Origin of the sequence: Shinella sp. SUS2, assembly GCF_001262505.1 — a bacterium.
Lineage (GTDB): Bacteria > Pseudomonadota > Alphaproteobacteria > Rhizobiales > Rhizobiaceae > Shinella.
In genome coordinates this window covers 209540-233561 of sequence record NZ_KQ410726.1, presented here as the reverse complement: position 1 = coordinate 233561, position 24022 = coordinate 209540, and the positions used below count along the sequence as shown (strand labels likewise).

General features: G+C 66.3%; 26 protein-coding genes. 12 read left to right on the top strand and 14 right to left on the bottom strand.

Annotated features, from left to right (window positions below):
• Nucleotides 1-25: 25 nt before the first annotated feature.
• Both AKG11_RS08060 and AKG11_RS08055 read right to left on the bottom strand, forming a co-directional pair.
• Entirely contained in the window at nt 26-1036 is a 1011-nt protein-coding gene (locus AKG11_RS08060) for a ligase-associated DNA damage response exonuclease (RefSeq protein ID WP_037407979.1), read from the bottom strand.
• Nucleotides 1037-1125: 89 nt separating this feature from the next.
• Nucleotides 1126-1572, bottom strand: a complete 447-nt coding sequence (locus tag AKG11_RS08055; protein ID WP_024271212.1) for a MarR family winged helix-turn-helix transcriptional regulator — start codon at nt 1570-1572, stop codon at nt 1126-1128.
• 158 nt (nt 1573-1730) lie between these two features.
• Between AKG11_RS08055 and AKG11_RS08050 the strand changes: the two genes are divergently transcribed.
• Entirely contained in the window at nt 1731-2828 is a 1098-nt protein-coding gene (locus AKG11_RS08050; RefSeq protein ID WP_050743504.1) for a GGDEF domain-containing protein, read from the top strand.
• A 105-nt stretch (nt 2829-2933) separates the two neighbouring features.
• Here AKG11_RS08050 and AKG11_RS08045 read toward each other — a convergent pair whose 3' ends face one another.
• A complete protein-coding gene (locus AKG11_RS08045; protein WP_050743595.1) occupies nt 2934-5234 on the bottom strand; it encodes an EAL domain-containing protein in 2301 nt (766 codons plus the stop codon).
• 234 nt (nt 5235-5468) lie between these two features.
• Here AKG11_RS08045 and AKG11_RS08040 point away from each other — a divergent pair, with 234 nt between their 5' ends.
• Complete coding sequence (locus tag AKG11_RS08040) at nt 5469-6836, top strand: TIGR03808 family TAT-translocated repetitive protein (protein WP_050743503.1); 1368 nt, start codon at nt 5469-5471, stop codon at nt 6834-6836.
• 110 nt (nt 6837-6946) lie between these two features.
• Here the strand turns inward: AKG11_RS08040 and AKG11_RS08035 are convergent, their stop codons facing one another.
• The 4 genes from AKG11_RS08035 to AKG11_RS08020 form a co-directional block, all read right to left on the bottom strand.
• A complete protein-coding gene (locus tag AKG11_RS08035; protein WP_050743502.1) occupies nt 6947-7201 on the bottom strand; it encodes a hypothetical protein in 255 nt (84 codons plus the stop codon).
• The gene (locus tag AKG11_RS08030; protein WP_050743501.1) at nt 7201-7698 is read right to left on the bottom strand and encodes a copper chaperone PCu(A)C; all 498 of its coding nucleotides are present in this window, start codon (nt 7696-7698) and stop codon (nt 7201-7203) included. Before AKG11_RS08030 ends, AKG11_RS08035 begins: the two co-directional genes overlap by 1 nt.
• Before the next feature lie 26 nt (nt 7699-7724).
• Entirely contained in the window at nt 7725-9104 is a 1380-nt protein-coding gene (locus tag AKG11_RS08025) for a PepSY-associated TM helix domain-containing protein (protein WP_037408663.1), read from the bottom strand.
• 72 nt (nt 9105-9176) lie between these two features.
• Nucleotides 9177-9560 carry a hypothetical protein gene (locus AKG11_RS08020; protein WP_082342370.1) on the bottom strand — a complete coding sequence of 128 codons (384 nt, stop codon included), beginning with the start codon at nt 9558-9560 and terminating at the stop codon, nt 9177-9179.
• Between the two features lie 258 nt (nt 9561-9818).
• Here AKG11_RS08020 and AKG11_RS08015 point away from each other — a divergent pair, with 258 nt between their 5' ends.
• Nucleotides 9819-10478, top strand: coding sequence for a glutathione S-transferase family protein (locus AKG11_RS08015; protein WP_050743500.1), 660 nt, complete (start codon nt 9819-9821; stop codon nt 10476-10478).
• On the opposite strand, the gene AKG11_RS08010 is transcribed toward AKG11_RS08015, so the two are convergent.
• Entirely contained in the window at nt 10438-11379 is a 942-nt protein-coding gene (locus AKG11_RS08010; protein WP_024271214.1) for a LysR substrate-binding domain-containing protein, read from the bottom strand. The two genes, AKG11_RS08015 and AKG11_RS08010, sit on opposite strands and share 41 nt — an antisense overlap.
• A gap of 103 nt (nt 11380-11482) precedes the next feature.
• Between AKG11_RS08010 and AKG11_RS08005 the strand changes: the two genes are divergently transcribed.
• Both AKG11_RS08005 and AKG11_RS08000 read left to right on the top strand, forming a co-directional pair.
• On the top strand, nt 11483-11677 hold the full coding sequence (locus tag AKG11_RS08005) for a hypothetical protein (RefSeq protein WP_023515003.1): 195 nt from the start codon (nt 11483-11485) through the stop codon (nt 11675-11677).
• A 55-nt stretch (nt 11678-11732) separates the two neighbouring features.
• Nucleotides 11733-12080 carry an MmcQ/YjbR family DNA-binding protein gene (locus tag AKG11_RS08000; protein ID WP_050743499.1) on the top strand — a complete coding sequence of 116 codons (348 nt, stop codon included), beginning with the start codon at nt 11733-11735 and terminating at the stop codon, nt 12078-12080.
• 236 nt (nt 12081-12316) lie between these two features.
• On the opposite strand, the gene AKG11_RS07995 is transcribed toward AKG11_RS08000, so the two are convergent.
• A complete protein-coding gene (locus AKG11_RS07995) occupies nt 12317-12712 on the bottom strand; it encodes a VOC family protein (RefSeq protein WP_050743498.1) in 396 nt (131 codons plus the stop codon).
• 107 nt (nt 12713-12819) lie between these two features.
• A complete protein-coding gene (locus AKG11_RS07990; protein WP_023515000.1) occupies nt 12820-13185 on the bottom strand; it encodes a hypothetical protein in 366 nt (121 codons plus the stop codon).
• Between the two features lie 99 nt (nt 13186-13284).
• Here AKG11_RS07990 and AKG11_RS07985 point away from each other — a divergent pair, with 99 nt between their 5' ends.
• Complete coding sequence (locus AKG11_RS07985) at nt 13285-14040, top strand: DeoR/GlpR family DNA-binding transcription regulator (RefSeq protein ID WP_050743497.1); 756 nt, start codon at nt 13285-13287, stop codon at nt 14038-14040.
• On the opposite strand, the gene AKG11_RS07980 is transcribed toward AKG11_RS07985, so the two are convergent.
• Nucleotides 14041-15048 (bottom strand): asparaginase, encoded by a 1008-nt coding sequence (locus tag AKG11_RS07980; RefSeq protein ID WP_050743593.1) that lies wholly within the window; start codon nt 15046-15048, stop codon nt 14041-14043. It lies immediately after the preceding gene.
• Between the two features lie 83 nt (nt 15049-15131).
• On the opposite strand from AKG11_RS07980, the gene AKG11_RS07975 reads away from it, so the two are divergent.
• Nucleotides 15132-15869 (top strand): DUF3750 domain-containing protein, encoded by a 738-nt coding sequence (locus AKG11_RS07975; protein WP_023514997.1) that lies wholly within the window; start codon nt 15132-15134, stop codon nt 15867-15869.
• A gap of 23 nt (nt 15870-15892) precedes the next feature.
• Here the strand turns inward: AKG11_RS07975 and AKG11_RS07970 are convergent, their stop codons facing one another.
• A complete protein-coding gene (locus AKG11_RS07970) occupies nt 15893-16759 on the bottom strand; it encodes a sigma-70 family RNA polymerase sigma factor (RefSeq protein WP_050743496.1) in 867 nt (288 codons plus the stop codon).
• 108 nt (nt 16760-16867) lie between these two features.
• Here AKG11_RS07970 and AKG11_RS07965 point away from each other — a divergent pair, with 108 nt between their 5' ends.
• From AKG11_RS07965 to AKG11_RS07950, 4 genes are all read left to right on the top strand, one after another.
• Nucleotides 16868-17326 carry a carboxymuconolactone decarboxylase family protein gene (locus tag AKG11_RS07965; protein ID WP_050743495.1) on the top strand — a complete coding sequence of 153 codons (459 nt, stop codon included), beginning with the start codon at nt 16868-16870 and terminating at the stop codon, nt 17324-17326.
• 136 nt (nt 17327-17462) lie between these two features.
• Nucleotides 17463-17789, top strand: coding sequence for a hypothetical protein (locus AKG11_RS07960; protein WP_050743494.1), 327 nt, complete (start codon nt 17463-17465; stop codon nt 17787-17789).
• A 145-nt stretch (nt 17790-17934) separates the two neighbouring features.
• Nucleotides 17935-19371 (top strand): MFS transporter, encoded by a 1437-nt coding sequence (locus AKG11_RS07955; RefSeq protein WP_050743493.1) that lies wholly within the window; start codon nt 17935-17937, stop codon nt 19369-19371.
• A 157-nt stretch (nt 19372-19528) separates the two neighbouring features.
• Nucleotides 19529-20461, top strand: a complete 933-nt coding sequence (locus AKG11_RS07950) for a sensor domain-containing diguanylate cyclase (RefSeq protein WP_050743492.1) — start codon at nt 19529-19531, stop codon at nt 20459-20461.
• Nucleotides 20462-20503: 42 nt separating this feature from the next.
• Here AKG11_RS07950 and AKG11_RS07945 read toward each other — a convergent pair whose 3' ends face one another.
• On the bottom strand, nt 20504-21505 hold the full coding sequence (locus tag AKG11_RS07945; protein WP_082342369.1) for an NAD(P)H-quinone oxidoreductase: 1002 nt from the start codon (nt 21503-21505) through the stop codon (nt 20504-20506).
• A gap of 324 nt (nt 21506-21829) precedes the next feature.
• Between AKG11_RS07945 and AKG11_RS07940 the strand changes: the two genes are divergently transcribed.
• Entirely contained in the window at nt 21830-22087 is a 258-nt protein-coding gene (locus AKG11_RS07940) for a DUF1344 domain-containing protein (RefSeq protein WP_023514432.1), read from the top strand.
• 39 nt (nt 22088-22126) lie between these two features.
• Here the strand turns inward: AKG11_RS07940 and AKG11_RS07935 are convergent, their stop codons facing one another.
• On the bottom strand, nt 22127-23944 hold the full coding sequence (locus AKG11_RS07935) for a GGDEF domain-containing protein (protein WP_023514431.1): 1818 nt from the start codon (nt 23942-23944) through the stop codon (nt 22127-22129).
• Nucleotides 23945-24022 lie beyond the last annotated feature (78 nt).

Below are 24022 nucleotides of genomic sequence, written 5' to 3'. Positions count from 1 at the left end.
CGATGGCAGCGGGTGCGTTTCAGCCTCAATCCCCCTCATCCTCATAGCCGACGAGATGCAGCGGCCGGGCCGGGACGCCAGCGAGTTCGCACCAGCGCACCAGTGCCTCCTCACGGCCATGCGTCACCCAGACCTCGCGCGGCGCAAGCTCGCGGATCGTCTCGGTCAATTCAGGCCAGTCACAATGGTCGGAGATGACGAGCGGCAGCTCGACGCCGCCCTGTTTTGCCCGCTGGCGCACCATCATCCAGCCGGAGGCGAAGGCGACGAGCGGCTCGTTGAAGCGCCGCGCCCAGCGGTCGGCGAAGGCGGAAGGCGGGCCGACGACGACGGCGCCGCGGAAATCAGCGGGGCTGCTGCCCTCCGTCGTGGCGGGACGCAGATCGCCGAGCGCGATGCCGCAGCTGACATAATAATCGCAAAGGCGGGCGAGCGAACCGTGGATGTAGATCGGTGCGTCATAGCCACAATCACGCAGCAGGCGAATGACGCGCTGCGCCTTGCCCAGCGAATAAGCGCCGAGGAGATGGCTGCGCTCGGGGAACTGCCGCAGCGAGGACAGCAGCTTGCCCATCTCGCCCTTCGGCTCGGGATGGTGGAAGACCGGCAGGCCGAAGGTCGCCTCGGTGATGAAGACATCGCAAGGCACCGGCTCGTAAGGGGTCGAGGTCGGGTCGGCGCCGCGTTTGTAATCGCCCGACGCGACGATGCGCAGCCCGTTCCGTTCGACGGCAATCTGCGCCGAGCCGAGCACATGGCCGGCAGGATGGAAGGAGACGGTGACGCCGGAAAGGTCGATGCGCTCGCCGAAGGCCGCCGCCTGCCTCGTGCCGCAGAAATCCGCGCCGTAACGGATTTCCATGATGTCGAGCGTCTCGCGCGTCGCCAGCACCGCGCCATGGCCGGCGCGGGCATGGTCGGAATGGCCATGCGTGATCAGCGCCCTCGCCACGGGGCGGACGGGATCGATGTAGAAATCGCCGGCAGGGCAATAGAGGCCGGCGGGCGCCGGATGGAGGAGCTGGTCGGGCTTCATCTGGGAGAAGATAGTGGGTTTCGCGCGCGCCGCCAGTGGCAGGCGCGCGCGGCGGGCCGCAAACCGAGGCTCTCGCCCTGTGCGTCCGCTCAGGCGATCGCCAGCATGCCGGCGCGCAGCACCGCCATGTCGACGTCCGAAAGCTGGCGGTCGATCTTCTCGTGCGTTTCCTTCCAGACCGGGAAGGCCTTCGTCAGCAGCCGGCGCCCCTCGCCCGTCAGGCGCAGCAGCCGACCGCGCCGGTCGCGCGGATCGGCCTCGATGACGACGAGGCCGCGACGCTCGAGCGGCTTCAGCGCGGCCGTCAGCGTCGTGCGGTCCATGGCCAGCACGGCGGCGACCGGGCCCATCGGCGGCGGTTCCGGCCGGTTCAGCGCCATCAGCAGCGAGAACTGGCCGTTGGTAAGACCATAGGGGCGCAGGGCGTCGTCGAACCGCCGGGCCAGCGCCCGCGCCGCGCGCTGGGCATGCAGGCACAGGCAATTGTCGCGCACGAAAAGGGTCGTCTCGTAGGGAATCAGGACATCGTCGGACATGCCTCTTACTGTTGATATCAACATAACAATGTCAAGGCCCATTCGGCCCACAAAGAAATCCCGCCTGCGAAAGCCTGACAATCGTCATTTTTAGACTTTGTTTAACAAGAAAATTCATACTTCGTGCACCAGTCGCCGGCAGCGAGGATTCCGCCCCCATGATGACAGACAAGACGCTTCTCGAGCAGATGCGCATCAACGAGATCGAAATCTTTCATCGCATGCAGCTGCTCGACCTCAGCCAGGACGAGCTGGACCTCATCGCCAGCCTGAAGAAACTGATCGAAAGCGAGATCGAGGATATCGTCGAGGCCTTCTACCGGCACCAGACGGAATTTGACGAGATCTCCATCGTCATCGGCGATTCCGAGACGATGCGCCGGCTGCGCGCGGCCCAGCGCAAATACATCATCGAGATGTTCTCCGGCTACTACGACGGCGAATATGTCAACAGCCGCCTGCGCATCGGCCTGGTGCACAAGCGCATCGGCGTCGAGCCGAAACTCTTCCTGTCCGGCGTGCGCACGCTCAAGCACATCCTGTTCTCCACCCTCGAACGGCATTTCGCCGATCCGGCGATCCTCCGCCCGATCATGGTCGCGATCGACAAGTTGTTCTTCTTCGACATCACGCTCGTCTTCGACACCTATATCGACACGCTGGTAAGCGAGGTCGAAAGCGCCAAGAAGCGCACCGAGGCCTATGCCTATGCGCTGGAAGAAAAGGCCAAGACGCTCGGCAACCACGCCGAACGGGACTCGCTGACCGGCCTCTACAACAAGCGCGGCATGATGAAGATCATGAAGAGCGAGCTGCGCATGGCCCAGCGCCGCCACACGCTGCTCAGCCTCATCTATATCGACGTCAACAAGTTCAAGCACATCAACGATACCTACGGCCATGCCAAGGGCGACGAGATCCTCATCTCGCTCGGCCACTGCATGAGCAACCAGGTGCGCTCGGCGGATTTCGCCTGCCGGGTCGGCGGCGACGAATTCTGCGTGATCCTGCCCGATTGCGACCATGCCGGCGCTCAGCAAATCGCCCAGCGCATCGCCAGCGAATTCTCTCTGGAAAACCCGGATTTCTCGATCAGCATCGGCGTGTCGGAAACCGGCACGCAGGAATATATGAGCGAGGACGCGCTCATCAAGGACGCCGACCAGCGCATGTACCTGCACAAGACCGGTGCGAACCTGCGCGCGGGCGCAGCGCCGGAGCAGACCGCGCAGAAGCGCTACAAGGCCGCCGGCTGAAGGCGAGAGCATTTCCGCCTTTCCTTGAATCGCGAAGGCGCTCCAGCTCCTTGTTTTAACGCTATTCCGGGCGCAAAACCGCTGCGCACTTTTGCTGGAATTGCCCTAGAGACTGGGAATACAGAGGATCGCCTGGAGGGCGCGGGCGTCGATGGGGCGGGAAAGGTAATAGCCCTGGATCTCGTCGCAGCCGGCGTCGCGCAGGAAGTCCACCTGCTCGCGCGTCTCGACGCCTTCGGCGATCACCCGCAGCTGCAGCGTATGGGCGAGCGAGATGACGGCGCGGGCGATGGCGGCATCGTCACCGTCGTCGGGAAGGTCCTGCACGAAGGAGCGGTCGATCTTCAGGCGGCCGACGGGAAAGCGCTTCAGCGAGGAAAGGCTGGAATAGCCGGTGCCGAAATCGTCGATGGCCAGGTGCACGCCGAGCTTTTCGAGACGGTGCATGGTCTCCACCGCCTGCTGGACATCCTGCATGATCAGGCTTTCGGTGAGCTCCAGCTCCAGATAGCGCGCCTCCAGCCCGCTTTCGGCGAGGGCTGCGGCGACGCGCTCGACCCAGTCCTTCTCCTGGAACTGGCGGGCCGAGACGTTGACGCTGACGACGATGGGCGGCAGGCCGCTTTCCTGCCACGCCTTGTTCTGCCGGCAGGCGGCGCGCAGGGTCCAGTCGCCGATCGGGCCGATCAGCCCGGTCTCCTCGGCCAGCGGAATGAAATCACCTGGGCCGATCAGCCCGCGCTCGGGATGGCGCCAGCGGATCAGCGCCTCGACGGCGAAGATGCGCCCGGTCGCAAGATCCATCTGCGGCTGGTATTGCAGGAAGAGCTCGCCCTGGGCGAGTGCGTGGCGCAGTTCCTCCTGGCGCTCCAGCTTCTCGTGCGCCCGGTTGGCAAGCTCGGCGGTGAAGACCTGCATGGCATCGCGGCCGATCTCCTTGGCGCGGTACATGGCGGCATCCGCGCGGGCCATCAGCTCGGTCGCGTTGCGTCCGTGCTCCGGATAGGCGGCAACGCCCATGCTGCAGGTGATCTGGAAGGAACGGCCCTCGATGAGAACGGGCTCGGCGACCGCCTCGCGCACGGCGCGCAGCCGGTCCTCCACGCTCTCGCCCTTGCGCATCGCACCGTTGATCAGCACGACGAACTCGTCGCCGCCGAGACGCACGATGCTGTCGCTCGCCCGCACGCACTGCTGCATGCGCGCGGCGACGATCTTCAGCAGCGCGTCGCCGGCATGGTGGCCGAGGCTGTCATTGACCAGCTTGAAATTGTCGAGATCGAGGAAGGCGAGCGTCATCGAACCGCCGCGCTCGTCCGCCGCCTCGATGGCCGAGGCGACGCGCTCGTCGAGCATGCTGCGGTTCGGCAGGCCCGTCAGCGTGTCGTGATGGGCCATGAACTGGATGCTGTCTTCCGCTTCCTTGCGCTCGATGGCGATGCCGGCAATGTGCGTCGCCATGCCGACGAGCTTCATGCATTCGGCAGTGGGCTCGCCGCTGCTGCGCGAATAGAGCGCGAAGGAGCCGAGCACCTTGCCCTGGTAGGAGCGGATCGGCGAGGACCAGCAGGCGCGGAAGCCATAGGGCGCAACGAGCGCCTTGAAATCCTCCCAGAGCGGGTCGGTCTGGATGTCGGAGACGATGACGGGTTCGCCCCGCCACATGGCCGTGCCGCAGGAGCCGACCTTCGGGCCGATCTCGAGGCCGTCGATCAGCTTGCAATAGCCGGGATCGAGATTGGGCGCGGCACCGCTCAGCATGCGCTTGCCGTCGTGCGCAAGCATCAGGACGGAGCCAAGGACATCGGGCACATGCGCCTCGATGAGGAGGATGAGCGAAGAGAAGACCTCGGTCAGCGGCGCGCCGAGCGCGATCATCTTCAGAAGATGCGCCTGGCCGACATGCAGGCTCTCGGAGCGCTTGCGCTCGGTGATGTCCCGCGCGACGCCGACTAGGCCGATCACCTCGCCCTCGCCGTTGCGCACGGGCAGTTTCGAGGTGAGCAGCCATTTGAGCCGGCCCGTGGAATCGCGGATCAGCTCCTCCATGTCGAGCATCGGGCGGCCGGAACGGATGATCTCCTGTTCGGTCTCGAAGAAGCCGCGCGCGACATGTTCCGGATGGATATCGAAGTCGGAGAGGCCTTCGAGGCTCTCCAGCCCCTCGCGCCGGTTGTCGATGACGATCGCGCGGTTGGCGACGACGAAGCGGCTGTTCCTGTCCTTGAAGTAGAGGTAGTCGGGCACCTCGTCGATCATGGCCTCGAGCCACATCGTGCGCTCGCTCTGCGCGGAGGCGAGCGGGAAGAGCCGGGCCGCCTCGCTGATGAGACGCTGGCTGGCGGACATCAACCGCACCGTCGGGTCGGCCTCGTCGTTGCCAAGGTGAGACAGTTTTGTCGACATGAATCCCTGCAAGTCCCAAACGCGAGGAAAGACATTGCCGGCCGCCTCTCCTTTCGGAATGCCCGACGGTACACCTAGAGTCGTTATCCAACCCTAAAGGAAACCGGCGAAATGCTGCCAATCCGGGGCCTTCCGCCCCATTTCGGCAACCCTGGCGCGCAGCATCCTTACCGTGCCGTTTCGGCACAACACCACCTGGCACGGTTCCTGCTCCTTTGCCGGCAAGGAGCTTTCATGGTTAGCAGACGGTTATTCCTCTCAGGTCTCGGTCTCGGCGCGGCAGGCATCGCCGCCCCGGTACACGCCCGCACACAGCTGCCGGTCGTCGACGTCGACCTCAGGGGCAGCATCGATGCGTCGGCGCACGGCATCCGTCCCGGGGCGGGCGACCGCAAGAGCAAGGCCTTCGCCAGGCTGCTGAAGGACGCGGCGGCGAAGAACACGCCGGTCTTCCTGCCGCCGGGCGACTATGTCGTCTCCAACATCACGCTGCCCGACAACACCCGCCTCACCGGCGTACCGGGCGCCACCCGCATCGTCTATGGTGGCGACGGCCACCTCTTCGCGGCCGATGGCGCGGGTCGGATCGAGCTTGCCAATCTCGTCATCGACGGGGCGAACCGCTGGCTCGGCGACACGGTGGACGGTCTCGTGCATTTCAGCAACGTCGCCAATGTGATCATCGAGAACTGCGAGATCCAGGGCTCTTCCAAGACCGCCGTCAGCCTGCAGCGCTGCGGCGGGCGCGTCGAGCGCAGCCGGCTTTCGGGCGCGGCCGAATACGCGCTCTATGCCGTCGAGAGCCGCGACCTCTCGGTCACCGGCAACCACGTCTTCGACTGCGGCAACGGCGGCATCCTCATCCACCGCTGGGAAAAGGGCCGCGACGGCACGATCGTCTCGGGCAACCGCATCGCCCGGATTTCCGCCACCCATGGCGGCACCGGCCAATATGGCAACGGCATCAACATCTTCCGCGCCGACGCGGTGATGATCAGCAACAACCACATTTCCGGCTGCGCCTTTTCCGCCATCCGCGCCAATGCCGGCTCCAACGTGCAGATAGCGGGCAACACCTGTCTCGACAGCGGCGAGACGGCGATCTACTCCGAATTCGGCTTCGAGGGCGCACTGGTCAACAGCAACCTCGTCGACGGCGCCGCCAACGGCATCCTCATCGTCAATTTCGACGAGGGCGGGCGGCTGGCCACCGTCAGCGGCAACGTGGTGCGCAACCTGAAGCTCGAAGGCCCCTATGTCCACGACGGCGCCGGCTTCGGCTTCGGCATTGCCGTGGAGGCCGATACGGTCGTCTCCGGCAACACGGTGGAGAATGCCCCGAAATGGGGGCTGATGCTCGGCTGGGGGCCCTATATGCGCGGCCTCGTCGTCAGCGGCAATCTGGTGCGCCAGAGCCCGGTCGGCTGTGCGGTGACGGTCGTGGAGGAAGCGGGCTCGGCCCTCATCTCCGGCAATATCTTCGAGGATACCCCGAACGGCGCCATTGCCGGCTACCGCTGGAACGAGCGCACCACCGGAGACCTTGCAAGCGAGGGCTCGACCTTCGCGCATCTGACGATCGAACGGAACCGGACGGGCTGACCCCGTTCCGCGACGCGTCTCTCCTTCCTGCCCGAACGGAGAGGCGCCATGGTGGATGAGGGGGCAGCCGCATCGCCCCCTCATCCGCTCTCATCCCCTGGTGGCCACCATCACCCCTTGGTGATCAGGATCAGCACCGTGAAGATCACCGGCACCATGGCGAGCGCCGGCAGGATGATCGCGGGGTAGCCGAAGATCGCGATCGCGAGGATCCAGATCAGCAGGCAATTGACGACGAACAGCGTCTTGGCGACCGCCGGGCCCTCGGCGGCTTCCCGCAGCATCCACCCGAAAACGGGGAAGGCATAGGCAAGCCGCAGGACGAGCGGCCGCCCGCTCGCTCGCGTCTCTTCACCCGCAGCCACTATTGGTGGCCTTCATGGCTGGCGGCGGCGCCGTCAGCCGGCTTGGCACCCGGCTTGGCGGCCTCGATCTTGAAATCCACGTCGATCTTGCCGGCCTTCTCGAAATTCAGCGTCGCCTTGAATGTCTCGCCTTCCTTGAAGGGATGCTTGATACGCATGAACATGACGTGCAGGCCGCCGGACTTCAGCTCGACCTTGGCGCCGGCCGGGATCTCGATGCCGTCGGGCAGCTGGCGCATCTTCATCACGTCGTTCTCCACGGCCATTTCGTGGATCTGCACGTCGTCGGAGACGTCAGGCGCGGTGACGGAGACGAGGCGGTCGGCCTCGGTGCCCTTGTTGGTGATGGTCATGAAACCGCCGCCGACGGGCTGGCCCGGCAGCGTCGCCTTGGAGGCGGGATGGCCGATCTCCAGGTTGCCGAGGGTGAACTCGTGGGCGAAGACGGCCGAGGCGGAGAGCGCCAGGGCGACGACGGAGGCAAGAATACGTTTCATGGAAAAAATCCTTTCTGGCTTTCGGTTCAGGAAAAGAAGCGCCGCAGCGGCGGCACGAAGCGGATGACGACCTGGTCGAGGAGGATCATGGCGAGGATGGTGAGGCCGGTCAGCGGGAAGAGCACGCCGAAGACGGCGGCGATGGCCCACAGGCCCGCATAGATGCGCCCCTCGCGCGGGCCGGGCGGCACGCCGATGCGGCCCTTCGGCCGGCGCTTCCACCACATGACGACACCCGACAGGCTCATCGCGATGACGACGAGGCAGGTGGAGAGCATGAGAAGCTGGTTGAACAGCCCCCACTCCTGCCCCTTGTGCACGTTGATGCCCCATTCGATCAGCTTGCCGGTCGCCGGATAGTCGGCATAGGCGGTATCGACGAGGCGTTCGCCGGTATACTGGTCGATGTGCAGCGTACGCTCGTATTGCAGGTCGGCCGGATAGATCGCCGCAGTGTAGACACCGGTCTCGCCCGAGGGCGGCGAGAGGTCGTAGCCGGGCAGCATGCCGGCGGCGTTGGCGATCGATACAGCATTGTCGAGGCCGATGGCGGGCAGTGCCACCTGCCCCTCGCCCGGCGGCGTGGAAGTCGGCACCGGCGCGTTTTCCAGGAGCCAGGCGGTCTTCGGCAGCACATCCGTGGTGACCAGCATGGAATGCGGCACCCGGTCCCACAGCTCGACCGGATAGCCCATGCCGTTCGCCGTGAGATAACCGTTGACCTTGCTGCCCCAGAAACCCGTCCACAGCAGGCCGCTGAAGGCCAGGAACAGGATGAGCACGGCGGCGAAGATGCCGGTGACGGCATGCAGGTCGCGCCAGAAGACGCGCCGGGCCGGCGTGCCGCGCACGCTGAGCACGCCGCCCGTCTGGTTGCGCGGCCACCAGAGATAGACCCCGGTCAGGACGAGCACCACCGCAAACCCGGCGACGACCTCGATGATGCGCTCCCAGGAGGTGCCGAAGTAATCGAGGCTGTGCAGGTCCTCGACGACCTGGTTGAACTCCTCCTTGGCGCCGACCGTATCCAGAACGGCACCGTCATAGGGATTGACGAAGACCAGCACCTTGCCGGCCTCGGTGGAGACGGTCACGCGGGCCGAGCGGTCCGTGCCGGCCGGCGTGCGGTAGGAGGAGAGCGCCGCGCCGGGCACGGCGGTGACGGCCTTTTCCACGATGGCCGAGGGCGGCAGCTCCGTGCCGCCGACCGCGACATAATTGCGGTAGCGGAACAGGCTGGCGTCGATCTCGTCGTTGAAGAGGTAGAGCCCGCCGGTGATGGCAAGGCTGATCATGAAGGGCACGGCGAGAAGGCCGGCGAAGAAGTGCCATCGCCAGATGGCGCGGTAGAGGCGCTGCGCGAGCGCGGAGGGTTCGGCGGCGGCAACGGCCGGCGCATCGGAAATCACGGACATGCAAGGGTCCTGTCAGGCTGGAGTTTCGGCACACGGCGGTAAACCGGCGTGCGGGCGCAACGATCAGGCAGACAGGAAGGGAGGCGCACGGGGCGGCGCGCCGGGACGCTCGCGCCGCGGGCGCAACGCCTCCTCGATGAGGGGGAGCGCCGCGACACGGCGGAAGACAAACACGGCGCCGTCAAGATCGGCCGGCGCCGGTATCAGCATGGCACTGCCGATGCGGCAGGCCTCGCACTTCACCGGCGTCACATGCTTGACCTTGCCGTCGACCATGTCGTTGAGGCAGATGTCCGGCAGGGTGCCGTCGGGAAGAACGTACTGGGTGAGCTCCAGCGCGCTCGGCTGGGTGGCCGAGGCCGGCTGGTGGGCGAAACCGACGAACAGCAGGGCAACCGCGCAGAGAATGCGCAGGAAAGCGGCCCAGCGTGTCATGCGTCGTGTCATCGGTCGTCCCCATCCGCGATCCGCACGGACCCTTCGCCCTTAGCCCCAGGCCGGCGGAAGGTCAATGCGACAAAGCAGGCCCGGCACCATCACGACAATTCATGGATCGATCAGGCCGGCGCTCTACCGCTTCCCCGAACCGCCGCCTATGGTGCGGCGCGGCCCGGGCCGTTTCGCCTTTCATCTAGCGCGAGAGATCGTCCGGGTTCTTTGTTCTGACGCAAGCCCGCACCAAGCCGGGCATCCCAGGGAGGATCCATGCTCACCATCTACGGCGTCTACCGCTCGCGCGCCTCGCGCAACTACTGGCTTGCCGGCGAACTCGGTCTTCCCTTCGAAAGCGTGCCGGTCATCCAGGCCTACCGGCTCGACGACCCGCAGGCGGCCGACGCCCCGCTCAACACCCAGTCGCCGGCGTTTCTCGCCGTCAATCCGACCGGCCTCATTCCCTGCATCGACGACGATGGCTTCGTCATGATGGAATCACTGGCGATCAACCTCTACCTCGCCCGCAAGCATGGCGGCCCGCTCTCCGGCCAGACGATCACCGAAGAGGCGGACATGCTGCAATGGACGATGTGGGCGGCAACCGAGGTCGAGCCGCATGCCGTGAAGATCATCATGCTGAACAACAGCAAGTCCGCCGAGAGCGAGGAAGGCCGTCTTGCCATCCGCGGCGCCGCGCGGGCGCTGAGAACCTGTTTCAGGCGGCTGGATGCCCATCTTGCCGCCACCGGCCATGTCGTCGGCGACCGCTTCACCGTCGCCGACCTCAACCTTGCGGAGGTCTTCCGCTATGCGATGAGCCAGGAGCAGCTCTTCGACGCGGCACCGAACGTCAAGGCCTGGCTTGCGGCCTGCCAGGCGCGCCCGGCCTTCAAGGCGATGATAGCGACGCGGCTCGCCGAGCCGGAATGACCGCGCCGGCAAAGCCGTCCTCGTCCTCGGCGAGCGCCGCGCGCAGCCAGCGCTTGAACAGCGAAACCTTGCGCGGCTCCGGCACGCCCGGCGCCGTCACGAAATAATAGCCCATGCCGGTTTCCACCCGGATGGGGAACGGTGCGACGAGCCGCCCCTCCTTCAGTGCCCAGGAGGCCAGTACCGGATAGGCCAGCAGCACGCCCTGCCCTGCCAGCGCCGCATCGAGGCAGAGCGAGGCATCGGAAAAGACATGCCGCGCCTTGGGCGGCGGCACGGCGAACCCGGCAAGCGCCAGCCAGCGCTCCCAGGTGAAGGCGTCGTTGCCGTCGACCACGGCCGGTTGCTCCGACAGGTCCTGTGGCGTCCGGATCCCCTCCGCCAGCGCCGGCGCGCAGACCGGGAAGACGACCTGCGGCACCAGGAATTCCGCCGCCACATCCGGCCAGGTGCCCGGGCCGACACGGATGCAGAGGTCGACATCGGAGCGCGCCAGATCGACCAGCGTCGTCGAGGCCTCGATGCGCAGGCTGATATCGGGATGGGCGGCGGCGAAACGGTCGATGCGGTGGATGAGCCAGCGCGAGGCGAAGATCGGCGCGACCGAAATCGTCAGGATCGCATCGTCGCGGCGCTGGGTGGTGGCGACCGCCTCGGAAAGCTGGCCGAAACCTGCCGAAAGCCGCGCGAGGAACGGTGTGCCGAAGGCGGTCTGCTGCAGGCCGCGCGCGGTGCGGTCGAAGATCGCCCGGCCGAGCTGGTCCTCCGCCTTGATGATCTGCTGGCTCACCGCGCCCACCGTTACGCCGAGCTCTTCCGCCGCCGCCTGCAGCGAGCCGAGCCGACCCACCGCTTCCAGCGCCCGCAGGCCGTTGAGATGCACGCGATTGAGGTTTCTCATATAGCTTTTCTATATCCTCATCCTGAACTGCTCGATTGCGGGAACGGCCTTTCAGCGCGATTATCAGCCATCATCCATGGTAACGAACCACAAGGAGAAGGCAATGTTCAAGATTTTCTCCAGAGCCGCAGAAGCACTGCGTGCCGAGGCCGATGCTGCGGAAGCGCCCGTCTGGCTGCGCGACCCGCTGTCCCATCCCGAGATCGAGGCGATGGATTCGCGCGCGCTCGGCGACCTGCCCTTCGGGCTCTTCCGTACCCCGGCCCTGCGGGCCGAGGCCTGCACCCGGCCACTCTGATCCTCCCCTCGCCGTTCCCCCCGGTCCGGTCTATCCTGGCCGGGGAGGATGGCACATGCCTGAAGACACGACCGAAGCGCTCCTGGCGCGGCTCCAGCGCCTCGCAACAGGCCTGCCGGGCGTCGAGACGGGCACATCCTACGGCACGCCCGCACTCAAGGTGGCGGGAAAACTCTTCCTGCGCATCAAGGATGCCGAGACCTTGGTCTTGATGGCGCCGATGGACGAGAAGGAGCGCCTGATCGAGATGGCGCCCGAAATCTACTATGAGACGGACCACTACAATGGTTGGCCGGCCCTCCTCCTGCGCGCCGCCGCGATCGGCGATGCGGAACTGCGGCAGCGGATGACCGAGGCCTGGCGCCTCAAGGCGCCTGCGCGGCTGCGCAAGCTGTTGGCGTAGGATCTTACGGAGCAATCGCCGGGGATGCGGGTCTCATAGAGTGAAAAAGGCCCCTCATCCCGCTGCCGCGACCTTCTCCCCGCAGGCGGGGAGAAGGAGTTGCCGCACCGCTTTCCCGAAACGGCGCCAATTTCCCAGACATTTCCGCCCTTTCCTTCTCCCCGCTTGTGGGGAGAGGGTGCCGGCAGGCGGATGAGGTGCGGGACGCCAGTCTCCGCGCAGTCCCTCGCCCGCCCTCAGCCGCCCGACTGGTCCATGTGCATGAACTCCCAGACATTGCCGTTCGGATCCTGGAAGGAGCAGCCGTACATCGGGCCGAACTCGATGTTCGGCTTCCATTCGCGCCCGCCGGCGGCGAGCGCTTTCACCTTGATGTCGTCGACCTCCTGACGGCTCGTGGCGGAAAGGCAGGTTAGCACCTGCGTCGCCTCCTCGGGATCGCCGACCTTGCCCGTGACGAACTGGGTGAACTTCGGCTCCGTCAGGTGCATGACGAAGATGTTGTCGTCCACCACCATGCAGGCGGCGGTTTCGTCGCTGTAGGCCTCATTGAAGGAAAAGCCGAGGGCGCCGAAGAAACGGCGGGTCGCGGGCAGGTCCTTGACGAGCAGGTTGACGAAGATCATGCGCATGAACGTTCTCCTTGGTTTGCCATGTCGCGGGCGCCGCCGGCGGCGGATCGCCCGTTATGCCACAAGGACGGATCACCGCGCCCCTTCCCGACAGGGACCTGCAAAAATTATGCAGCCGCCGCGCAGCCCGGCACGTCCTCCAGCCGGTGCCAGACCGGAATGCCGCGCTCGCGGGCGATGCGCACGTCGTTGTCCGCCCCCTTGGAGTCCCCCGGAAGGCGCAGCACGCCCTCGCAGAGTTCGAGCAGGCGGTGCGCCGTCGGGTAGAAAATCTCCTCGTGCAGTGCGTCGCCCACCGTCTCGCCCCCGGCCGCATGCCAGACGGGCAGCGCCACCCATTCGCCGATCATCGGCACATGGCCCGCCTTGAACAGCGCATAGGACGGCGCCTCCAGCCGCTTCAGGTTCTCCGTCATCTTCACGGGATCGTCTCCGGTGCCCGAACGATAGGGGCCGGCAATCAAGATCAGCATGTCTTACTCCTTACCATTGATGCATGAAATATCCGGAATTTTCTGGATATTTCATGATTATTCGTGTAATTTCGTGCATAGTCAAGATGGAGCACAGATATGCTGACCAGCCAGAGAAAGACGTTGATCGCCCAGCGTCTCGATCGCGACGGCGAGATCGTCGCAAAGACGCTCGCCGCGGAACTCGACCTGTCGGAGGACACGATCCGGCGGGATCTTCGGGAAATGGCGGCGGACGGCCTGCTCAAGCGCGTGCATGGCGGCGCGCTGCCGCTCGCTCCACCGCTGCCGGATTTTTCGGCGCGACAGGCGGTGGCGACGGACGAGAAGACCGCGCTCGGCGCGCGCGCGGCGGCGATGATCGAGCCCGGCCAGGTGATCTTCCTCGATGGCGGCACGACGACGGCGGCGCTTGCCCGCCTGCTGCCGCGCAATTTCGCCTTCACGGTGGTGACGCACAGCCCGACGATCGCCTGCGAGCTCGAGCGCCACCCGACCGCCGAGATCGTGCTGATCGGCGGCAGGCTCTACAGACATTCGATGGTGTCGACCGGCGCCATGGCGCTGGAGGCGATACGCGGCCTGAAGGCAGATCTCTACTTCATGGGCGTGACGGCCGCGCATCCGACGCACGGCTTCACCACCGGCGACATGGAGGAAGCCGCCACCAAACGCACCATCGCCGAGAACGCCGCAGCGACCTGGGTCCTGCTGACGCGCGAAAAACTCGGCTGCGCCTCGCCCTGGAAGATCCTGCCGCTCGCCGCCGCCACCGGCCTCCTCCTCCCACCCGGCCTGCCGCCGGAGACGATTGCCCCCTACCGGGAAGCGGGGATGGAGGTCATCGAGGCCTGATCAGGCCGCGAAAGCGTCCGTGACGCGGACGTCGCCGACATGAACGCCGTTCCAGTTCGACATGGACCGGTTGGCTTCGGCCATCAGAGCGGCGTGGAGGGCGGGCTCGTCGGAGAAGAAGCGGGCGAGCGTAGCGGCGACCATGCTTTCGGCGGCGCGGGTCGTGCCGTCCTCGCATTTGAGGGCGATGGCGATGCCCTTTTCCGGGATGGCCGCGCAGAAAACGCCCTCGGCGCCGGTCTTGGCGAAGATGCGGCCGGGAGCCGTCTTCATCAGCCGCGTGCAGGCCCGCTTGGTGCCGGCGACGTAGAAGGGCTCGGCCATGCACGCCTCCATCAGCCGGCGCGCGGCCTTCGCGCGCTCAGGGGCAAGGCCGGTGCCGGTCGCCATCTTGGCAAAACCGTGCGCGAGGCTCTTCAGCGGCATGGCATAGGTGGGGATGGAGCAGCCGTCGACGCCGCAATTGTCGGTCGCGAGCGCAGCGCCCGTCAGGCTTTCCATGACGCCACGGATCTCCGCCTGGACCGAGTGCTCGTAGCGCACATAGCCCTTGAGGTCCTTGCCGGTGTGGCAGGCGGCGCAGACGAAGCCGGCATGTTTACCCGAGCAGTTGTTGTGGAGCGCACTCGGCCGCTCGAGGCCGCGCGCCTGACCGATCAGCACCGGCTGCTCGAAGGACCAGTGGGCGCCGCATTCCAGGACGCTCTCGTCGACGCCGGCGGCGGCCAGCATGGCACCGGCAAGGCTTGCATGTTCCGGCTCGCCGCTATGCGAGGAACAGGCGAGCGCCAGTTCCCTGTTGCCGAAGCCGTAGGCGTCCGCCGCGCCGCTTTCGACGAGCGGCAGCCCTTGCATGGCCTTGCAGGCCGAACGCGGGAAGACGCCGGCCTCGATATCGCCCTGCGAAAACACCACCTTGCCATCGCCGTCGACCGCGACGACCATGCCGCGATGGCGGCTTTCGACGAGATTGCCGCGGGTGACTTCGACAAGGACGGGGTTTGCCATGTTCATGCCCTCAAATTTCCGGTTTCCGGTGCGGTATTATCCGAAAACCTGGGTCCGCACACGCGATTTCGGAGGTGCCGCGCATGAAACTGTTGAGGAATGTCCTTGTCCTCTTCCTCGTGATCTACCTCATGCCGGCGCTCGCCTCGGCGGGCTACTGGTACATCAAGGACCGGCCGCAGAACTGGCGGGAGGCGAACTGGAAATCCGCCGGCATCCTGCCCGGGGCCGAAGACACGCCACAGGCGACGATCCACATCTTCTCCGCCGCGACGGGCGGCCTCAAGGGCGCGGTGGCGAGCCACGCCTGGATCGTCACCAAGGAGGCGAACGCCGGAAGCTACAACCGCTACGACAAGGTCGGCTGGGGCACGCCGGTGCGCAAGAACGGCTATGCGCCGGACGCCTTCTGGTACTCCAACACGCCGCGCGTGGTGGTCAGCGTCAGCGGCGAGGAGGCGGCGCGGCTGATCCCGAAGATCGAGAAGGCCATCGCGGCCTACCCCTACTCCAAACCCGGTGGCTATCGCATCTGGCCGGGGCCGAACTCCAACACCTTCGTCGCGCATGTGCTGCGCTCGGTGCCGGAACTCGGCGTGGTGCTGCCGCCGGACGCGGTCGGGCGCGACTACCTGCCGGAGGGCAGGATCTTCGCGATCGATCCCGACGGCAAGGACGTGCATGCGACGCTCTACGGCCTCGTCGGCATCTCCGCCGGCCTGCGCTCCGGGCTGGAGCTGCACATCATGGGCCTCGTCGCCGGCGTGGATTTCTACCGCCCGGCGATCAAGATCCCGGCGATCGGACGCATCGGCGTGTAGCGCCGTCCGCCCGAATCCCCCCTTTACAGATACGCCACCTCGCAAGCCGCAACGCGCGCGGGATCGGCAATGGAATCGATTGCGATGATGTGATCGCCCTCCACCTCCATGAGCACGACGAGCTTGAGCGCGCCGCCTAGAATGACGGCGAGGCCGAGCTGGCCGTCGATGAGCGCGAGCCTTGCCGCCTTCGCCTTGCCCTTGAAGTTGGTCGCCACGGCCTGGGCGCCGTGCATTTCCGCAAGCGAGCCGAGCCGGACTGCATCGGCGTCCGCATGGAAGACGACGTCGGGATCGAGCACGGCGAGCAGGCTGGAAAAATCGCCGTCACGCGAGGCGGCGAGGAAGGCCGCGACGACGTTTTTACGACGGTCGTAATCGGCGGACGGGGTTTCCGGCAGGCCCTGCACGCGGCGGCGGGCGCGGCTGGCGAGCTGGCGGGCGGCGACGGGCGAACGGTCGACGATGCGGCCGATCTCCTCGAAGGGCACGTCGAACATGTCGTGCAGCACGAAGGCGAGGCGTTCGGCGGGCGCAAGGCGCTCCAGCACGACGAGAAGCGCAAGGCCGACCGAATCGGCAAGCGCCGCCTGCTCGTCCGCCGCCGCGCCGGGATCTGCGTGCTGGACCGCGCCGTCCTCGCCGTCGATCGGCTCCTCGCGCCGCCGGGCGCGGGCGCGCAGCATGTCGAGGCAGATGCGGCCGACGACGGTGGTCAGCCAGCCGCCGAGATTATCGATCTCGCCGCCACCCGCCCGCTCCAGCCGCAGCCAGGCCTCCTGCACCGCATCCTCGGCCTCGCCCTGCGAGCCCAGCATGCGCAGCGCAACGGCGCGCAGGCGCCCGCGCTCGGCCTCGAAACGGTCGGTCCAGAAACTTTTTTCGCGCATCGGTCACACTCCTTCGTCCAGCGGCGTCATGGCCATGACGAACGAAGCCGCACCGGTGTGACAGGGCTCGCTGCCGTCGATGCTGAAAACAAATCAAGGAGTGATGAAATGCAATCCCGTATGACCAATATCGTTACCGTGCTGCCCGACGTCATGAAGGCCATGCAGGCGCTGCAGGGCGCTGCCCAGAAGGCGGAACTGCCGGAAAAGACCGCCCATCTCGTGCATCTGCGCGCCAGCCAGATCAACGGCTGCGGCTTCTGCGTCGATCTGCACCCGCGCATCATGAAGAAGGCCGGCGAGAGCGACCGGCGCATCCTCTCCGTCGCCGCCTGGCGCGAGGCGCCGTTCTACACGGACGCGGAACGGGCCGCTCTGGCGCTGACCGAGGCTCTGACGCGCATCGCCGACCGCGAGGAGCCGGTGCCGGATACGATCTGGAACGAGGCTGCCCGGCACTATGACGAAAAGACGCTCGCCGCGCTGGTCGTCGAGATCGCGGCGATCAACGTGTGGAACCGCTTCAATGTCGCGACGCGGCAGGTGGCGGGTGAATGGAACCCGTAAGCCCCGGCGAAGCCTGCCTCACCTGCGCGACGGCCCTTCCCCGAGCCGGGAAGGGCCGACGAAGGCCACCGCCGCGATTGCCGTTTCTGCAAGGCCATGCTTTCATACCCGCCAATCTTTCAGGGGCGAGCGACGCATGGCCGAGCAAGGTTCCCAATCCAGAGCAGCGATCGCTCTTGCGGTTGTTGCCGGCTTCCTGATCCTGCGCTGCCTGTGGAGGGTGCTCATCCCGGGCACCAAATTTGCCCTGCCACCATGGCCCCTCGTCTCGGTCATCTTCGACATTCTCGTGATGATCGCGCTTTTCATCCTGAAGCCCATGGTGCCGGCCGCCACGGCGGGGTCTCCGGCCTATGTCCGGCACGCGACGGCGCTGTTCATCGGCGGCATCATCGCGACCGTGATCATGGTGCTGATCAGGGTGTCCAGCGATCGCGGCTGGTGGACCGGGCATCTGATGTAGGTCTGCCTCCGCGTCTACCGAGCAGCTTTTCATCGGCATCGGCCACGCCCCGCGCCTGACGGCTCCTCTTTCGCCCAAAAGTCACGGCTTGAACTGCCGTGTGCCCCATGCGAGGTCTTCGGCCTCAAATTCGCAAGGCCTATCCATGTCCGACAGTGTCACGATCCCGAAGGATGCCGCACCGCGGCTTTCCAGCCTGTTCTCCCGCGCCTATCTGTTCAGCACGCTGATGCTCGGCGGCGGCATCATGCTGCATGCGGTGGAGACCTATATCACCGCCACGCTGATGCCCTCGATCGTGCGCGATATCGGCGGCCTTTCGCTCTTCGCCTGGGCGACGACGATCTATGTGGCGGCTTCCGTGCTCGGCTCCACCTTCGTCGCCGTGCGGCCGGAAAGGGTGACGCTCAACCATTGCTACAGGGCCGGCGCGCTGCTCTTCGGCATCGGCAGCCTCGTCTGCGCCGTCGCGCCGACCATGGAGACGGTGCTTGCCGGCCGGGCGGTCCAGGGGCTCGGCGCGGGTTTCCTCGTGGCGCTCGGCTATGCCTTCATCCGCCATGTCTATCCCGAACCGCTGTGGAGCACCGCTTCGACGCTCTATGCCGCGGCCTGGGGCATCGCCACCTTCCTCGGCCCGACGATCGGCGGCGTCTTTGCCGCCGGCAGCGCCTGGCGCGAGGCCTTCGCGCTGCTCGTGCCGCTCTCGGTGCTGATGACCGTCGCCGCGCCGCGGCTACTGCCGTCGGACGAAGGCGAGCGCGTAACGACGAAGACGCCGTTCCTGCAGATCGCACTGCTCGTTGCCGCCGTGGTGGTGCTGTCCTTCGCCAGTTCCGTGGCGGCGCCGGTGCTGCGCGGCGCCTTTGCGGCCGCCGCCGTGCTTGCGGTGCTGGCGACGGTCGCGATCGAGCGCCGGGCCGAGGGGCGGCTGCTGCCGGCGGGCACGATCAGCCTCGGCTCGCCGCTCGCCCGCGTCTACCTCATCATGCTCTTGCTGCTGGTGACGATCTGCTCGGATATCTACATCCCCTACTTCCTGCAGGTGCTGCATGGCGTGAGCCCGCTCGTCTCCGGCTATCTCGTTGCGCTGCTGGCGCTGGGCTGGACGATCGCAGCCTTCGCCACCGCCGGCCTCAAGGGGCGCCGCGCCAACCGGGTGATCGTCGCGGGCGCGCTGATCGAGACGCTGGCGACCGTCCTCCTCGTCGTCGCGCTCGCCCGGCACAACCCGGCAAGCGGTCTCGTGCTGCTCACGATCGCCACCATCTTCATCTTCCTCATGGGGTTCGGCATCGGCATGGGCTGGGCGCATCTCGTCACCCTCGTTCTGCATCTTGCGCCGCCCGGCGAGACGGACAAGGCCTCGGCGGCGATCACCACCATGCAGGCGCTGGGGGCCGCCTTCGGCGCGGCGCTTGCCGGCGTCATCGTCAATTCCACGGGCCTCGTGCACCCCGGCGGCGTGGACGGGGCGTTGACGGCGGCGCGCTGGCTCTATGCGCTGCTCGCCCTGCCGGCTGCCGTGGGCATCCTCCTCGCCCTCCGCCTTCCCGCCGTAAGGGGCACGGCGGCGGGTTGAGGATTTGTTAACGGAAACCGAGGGTCTTCGTTGCGACCCCGCCACCTTCTGCCACAAACAATGGCGATCGTCCGGTGTGACACCCGACGATTCGGTCACGAGAAGGAAACGGCGGGTGAAACGCAACGACGGGCACAGGTGGCCGGGCGGGAGCGGCATGACGCATGTCGATGCGATCCTGCCGCTCGCCCTCATCCGGGACCGGGCCACAACGGATCTCATACTGTCCGGGCTCGACGCGTCCGGCGTCGCCTTCGCGCTGTTTTCGCCGGAGGACGAGCTTTCCTATGCCTCGATGGTCTTTCGCGCGCTTTTCGACGTGCAGCCGGGCGCCCGCACCTTTGCCGACATCATGCGCCACTGCCATGCCAACGGTGTCGGCCCGCGGATGAGCGGACCGATCGATGCCTTCCTGGACATGGCCCATGCCAAGCGGCGCAGCCGCCCGCAGCGCGCCTTCGAGATCGACATCGGCGACGACCGCTGGTTCCTGGTGAACGAGACGCTTTTGGGCGACGGCTGGCTGTGGAGCGTCTTCACCGACATCACCATGCTCAAATCCAACGAGCGCATGCTGCAGATCGCCCGCGACGCGGCGCAGCTTGCCGCCGACACGGACCCGCTGACGGGCCTCCTCAACCGCCGCGCGGCGATGGCTAGGCTGGACGCGGAAATGCGGATCGCCTTTCGCGACGGTGCGCGGCTCTCGCTCGCGCTTATCGACCTCGATCATTTCAAGGCGATCAACGACCGCTATGGCCATGCCCGGGGTGACGAGGTGCTCCGGCATTTTGCCGCGGCGGGACGGCAGCAATCGCGCGCCGGCGATCTCTTCGCCCGGATCGGCGGGGAGGAATTCCTCATGCTGATGCCGGGCGCCGGCCTTGGCGAGGCGATGCACGCCATGGAGCGCCTTCGCTGCCATGTGGCGCGGGCAGAAGACCGTGCCGGCCCCGGCTGCGCCTACACCATGTCGGCGGGCGTCGCGGAATTCTGCGGCAATGCGGTGGAGGACCTGTTCGAGCGGGCCGACCGCGCACTCTACAGCGCCAAGCGCCTCGGCCGCGACCGCATCGAGCAGGCGCCTTGAGCCGCCCCGCGCCAAGGCGGCGCCGCTTCGACCGGAAACGCGCTACTCGAAGGTCAGCATGATCTTTCCGATATGATCGCCATGCTCCATCATGCGGTGGCCGGCGGCCGCCTCGCTGAACGGCATGACGGCGTGGATGACGGGGGCGATGCGCCCCCCCTCCAAGAGCGGCCAGGCCTTCTCCAGGAGCGCGTCGCGGATCTCCTGCTTTTCCGCCGCTGTGCGCGGGCGCATGGCCGAGCCCATCAGGTGCAGGCGCTTCTGCAGGATGGGCGCAAGGCTCACCTTCTCCGCGAAGGTGCCGCCGAGGAAGGCGATGATCGACAGGCGCCCGTCGCGGGCGAGCGACTTCAGGTTCCGCTCGAAATAGGCCGCGCCGATCATGTCGAGGATGACGTCGACGCCGGCCCGGCCGGTCTCCTCGGCAATGACGGCGCAGAAATCCTCGCTGCGGTAGTTGATCGCCCGGCTGGCGCCGAGATCGACGCAGGCGGCACACTTCTCCGCCGTACCGGCCGTCGTGAAGACGCGTGAACCGAGCGCGCTGGCGAGCTGGATCGCCGTCGTGCCGATGCCGCTCGAACCGCCGTGGATCAGCACGCTCTCGCCGGGCTTCAGGCCCGCCATCATGAAGAGATTGGCCCAGACGGTGAAGAAGGTTTCCGGCAGGGCCGCGGCCTGCACCGCGTCAAAACCCTTCGGGAACGGCAGCGCCTGGCCGGCCGGCACCGCGCAATATTGCGCATAACCGCCGCCATTGGCCAGCGCGCAGACCCTGTCGCCGAGCGTGTAGCCGGTGACGTCCTCGCCGAGCGCCACCACTTCGCCGGCGATTTCGAGGCCGAGAATGGGGCTGGCATCGGGCGGTGGCGGATAATCGCCCTTGCGCTGAAGCACGTCCGGCCGGTTGATGCCGGCGGCCGCGACGCGCACGAGGATCTCGCCGCGCTTCGGCTGTGGCGTGCGGCCCTCCATCACCATGAGATTGTTGGGGCCGCCATGTTCGCTGAGCCCGACATGGGTCATGGATGAGGGAAGTGACATGGGCTTATCTCCCGGCAGGCATGAGGTGGCGCTCTCTTGCGGCGATTCTAGCCGAAAGCGCGAATCTTTTGAATCGCTTGCGAGGGTTTGTGCGACAGAAACGTTACCGGCGGATATGCCAAGTTTCGGCCGCAAAGCCCTGAAATTCCGGCCGTTTCGCGACAGTCAGAATTAAATCTTGTTAATTTGAAAACGGATTTTTCCGGGCCTACCGTCCATCTCGAAGCCGGGGAGCGCCGGCGGCTCCACCCCCAGGGGGCTGCGACACGACGCTTCCGGACGGTTTCACAGCGCCCCGCCCGGGGCCAATTCAGGACGACACAGATGCGTGTTCTTCTTTCCAATCTCGCCATCGTCACGGTTCTCGCCACCCCGGCGCTTGCCCTCGCCGCCCAGACGGCGACCGGCACGGTCAAGGACTACAACAAGGCGTCGATGTCTCTGACGCTTTCCGATGGCACCGTCTACCAGCTTCCCAAAGGGTTCCACGATCCCGGGCTGAAGGCTGGCGAGAAGGTGTCCGTCTCCTTCGACATGTCCGGCAAGAACCACGAGGCGAAGACGGTGAAGATCCTTCGCTAACGTGGCAGGGGCAGGCTCGAAGGGGCCTGCCCTCCTGTATCAACGGAGGGCGGCCCCCTGCCCTGCGTTCGCGGATGCCGAGGACAGCACGAGCCCCCCGTCGCTGCCCTTGGCATCCGCCTTCAGGCCGGCGATGCGGCTGCTGATCAGCCCCGCCTCGCCGATCACCTCCCCCTCCGGCAACACGAGAACGACGGCCGAGCAGCGCATCAGCGGAAAGGTCGTCTCCTGGCCGGCACGGTCGCGGCCGCGAATTTCTCCGGCCAGCCGATCCTCCGGCGAATAGAGCGAGCGCACCTCGCGGGTGAAATCGGCCAGCAGCCGCTCCAATACCTCCCGCACCGCCTCGACGGAACGCCCGGAAACGCCCGCGAAGAAATCGTCCCCCCCGACATGGCCGATGAAGACGTCCTCGCCGACGAAATCGCGGCGCATCAGCGAGGCGAAGAGCGAGAGCGCAAGGTCCCCCTTGTGGAAGCCGTAGTGATCGTTGAACGGCTTGAAATTGTCGAAATCGAAGTAACACAGGCATCGGGTCTGATCGCCGTCGAGCGCCTTGTCCTGCAGGTAGTCGCGGATCGAGCGGTTGCCGGGAAGGCCGGTCAGCGGGTTCTGGTCCTCCGCCGTCTTCAGGCGCTTCTCGTTGATGATCTTCAGGAGCGAGGAGGCCGAGAGGATGCCGGCATACCGCAGGTTCTCCGTCAGGATCACGCATTCGTTGCCGCCCATGCCGGTGAAGACGTCGAGCAGCTGTTCGGCGGGCGTGTCGAGATCGGCGATCGGCGCCATGGTGACGAAATGCGACAGGCTCTTCTGGTAGAGCTTGTTCTTCAGGAGATCGCGGCCGAAGGGGTGATAGGAGAGCTCCTTGACGTGGTATTCGTGCAGGATGCCGCGCGGCTCGTCATTGGCGTTGAGCACCGGGAAGAAGGTGCGTTTCGGATCGCGCCGGAAGAATTCGAAGACCGATTCCAGGCTCTCGTTCTCGCGCAGCACCGCGACCTGCTCGATCTCGCGGCGAATGAGGATGCTGTCGAGCGTGCGGGAGGAGCGGCGCCGCCCGCCGGCCCGCGCGACCTGCGCGTAGACCGGGCTCAGCGCCGAAAAATCCGTGACCGGACGCGACACGAACCAGCCCTGCACGAGATCGCAGCCGGCATCGCGGCAGGCGATGAACTCCGCCTCGCTCTCCACCCCCTCGGCGATGACGCGGATGCCGAGCACGTGGGCGGCATTGACGGTGTTGCGCACGAGATGGCGCCGGCGCGCGTCGCTCTCCATGCCGGAGATGAAATGACGGTCGATCTTCAGGTAATCGACCGGGTGGTCGCAGAGCAGCTTCAGGCCGTTGTGGCCGACGCCGAAATCGTCGATGGCAAGCTTGAAACCGGCAAGGCGCAGCTTGCGGACGAGCACGGCGAATTCCGGCAGCGTGTCGTTATCGAAGCGCTCGGAGATCTCGAAGCAGATCGAGGAAGCCGGAATGCCGGCGCGAGCGAGATGCCCGGAGAGCCGGTCGACGAGATCGGCGCCGTCAGGCACCAGACGGGAATCGAGATTGACGAAGAGTGTACGCGAGCGGAAGTCCGGCAGCGCGGCGAAGGCAGCGATGGCGCGGCTGTTGACCATGTGCTCCAGCGCCAGGAGTTGTCCCGCCTCGTGCGCCCGGTCGATCAGGTCGAGCGGCGAGCGGAAGCCGAGGCGATCGAAGCCGCGCATCAGCGATTCGTAGCCGAAGACCGCCCCTGTCGCAGCCTCGACGATCGGCTGGAAGGCCGTTTCGATGACCAGCTTGGCGAGCGTGACGATCTCGCCATCCCCGAAGCGGCGAAGGGCAAGCAGTTCGGCGGCGGACATGCGCGGCTCCGAGACGTGGACGTTGCCGCGAAGTTTCTCCACTGAGACCTGAAAAAATCGTTTCCGTACTGTGACAGT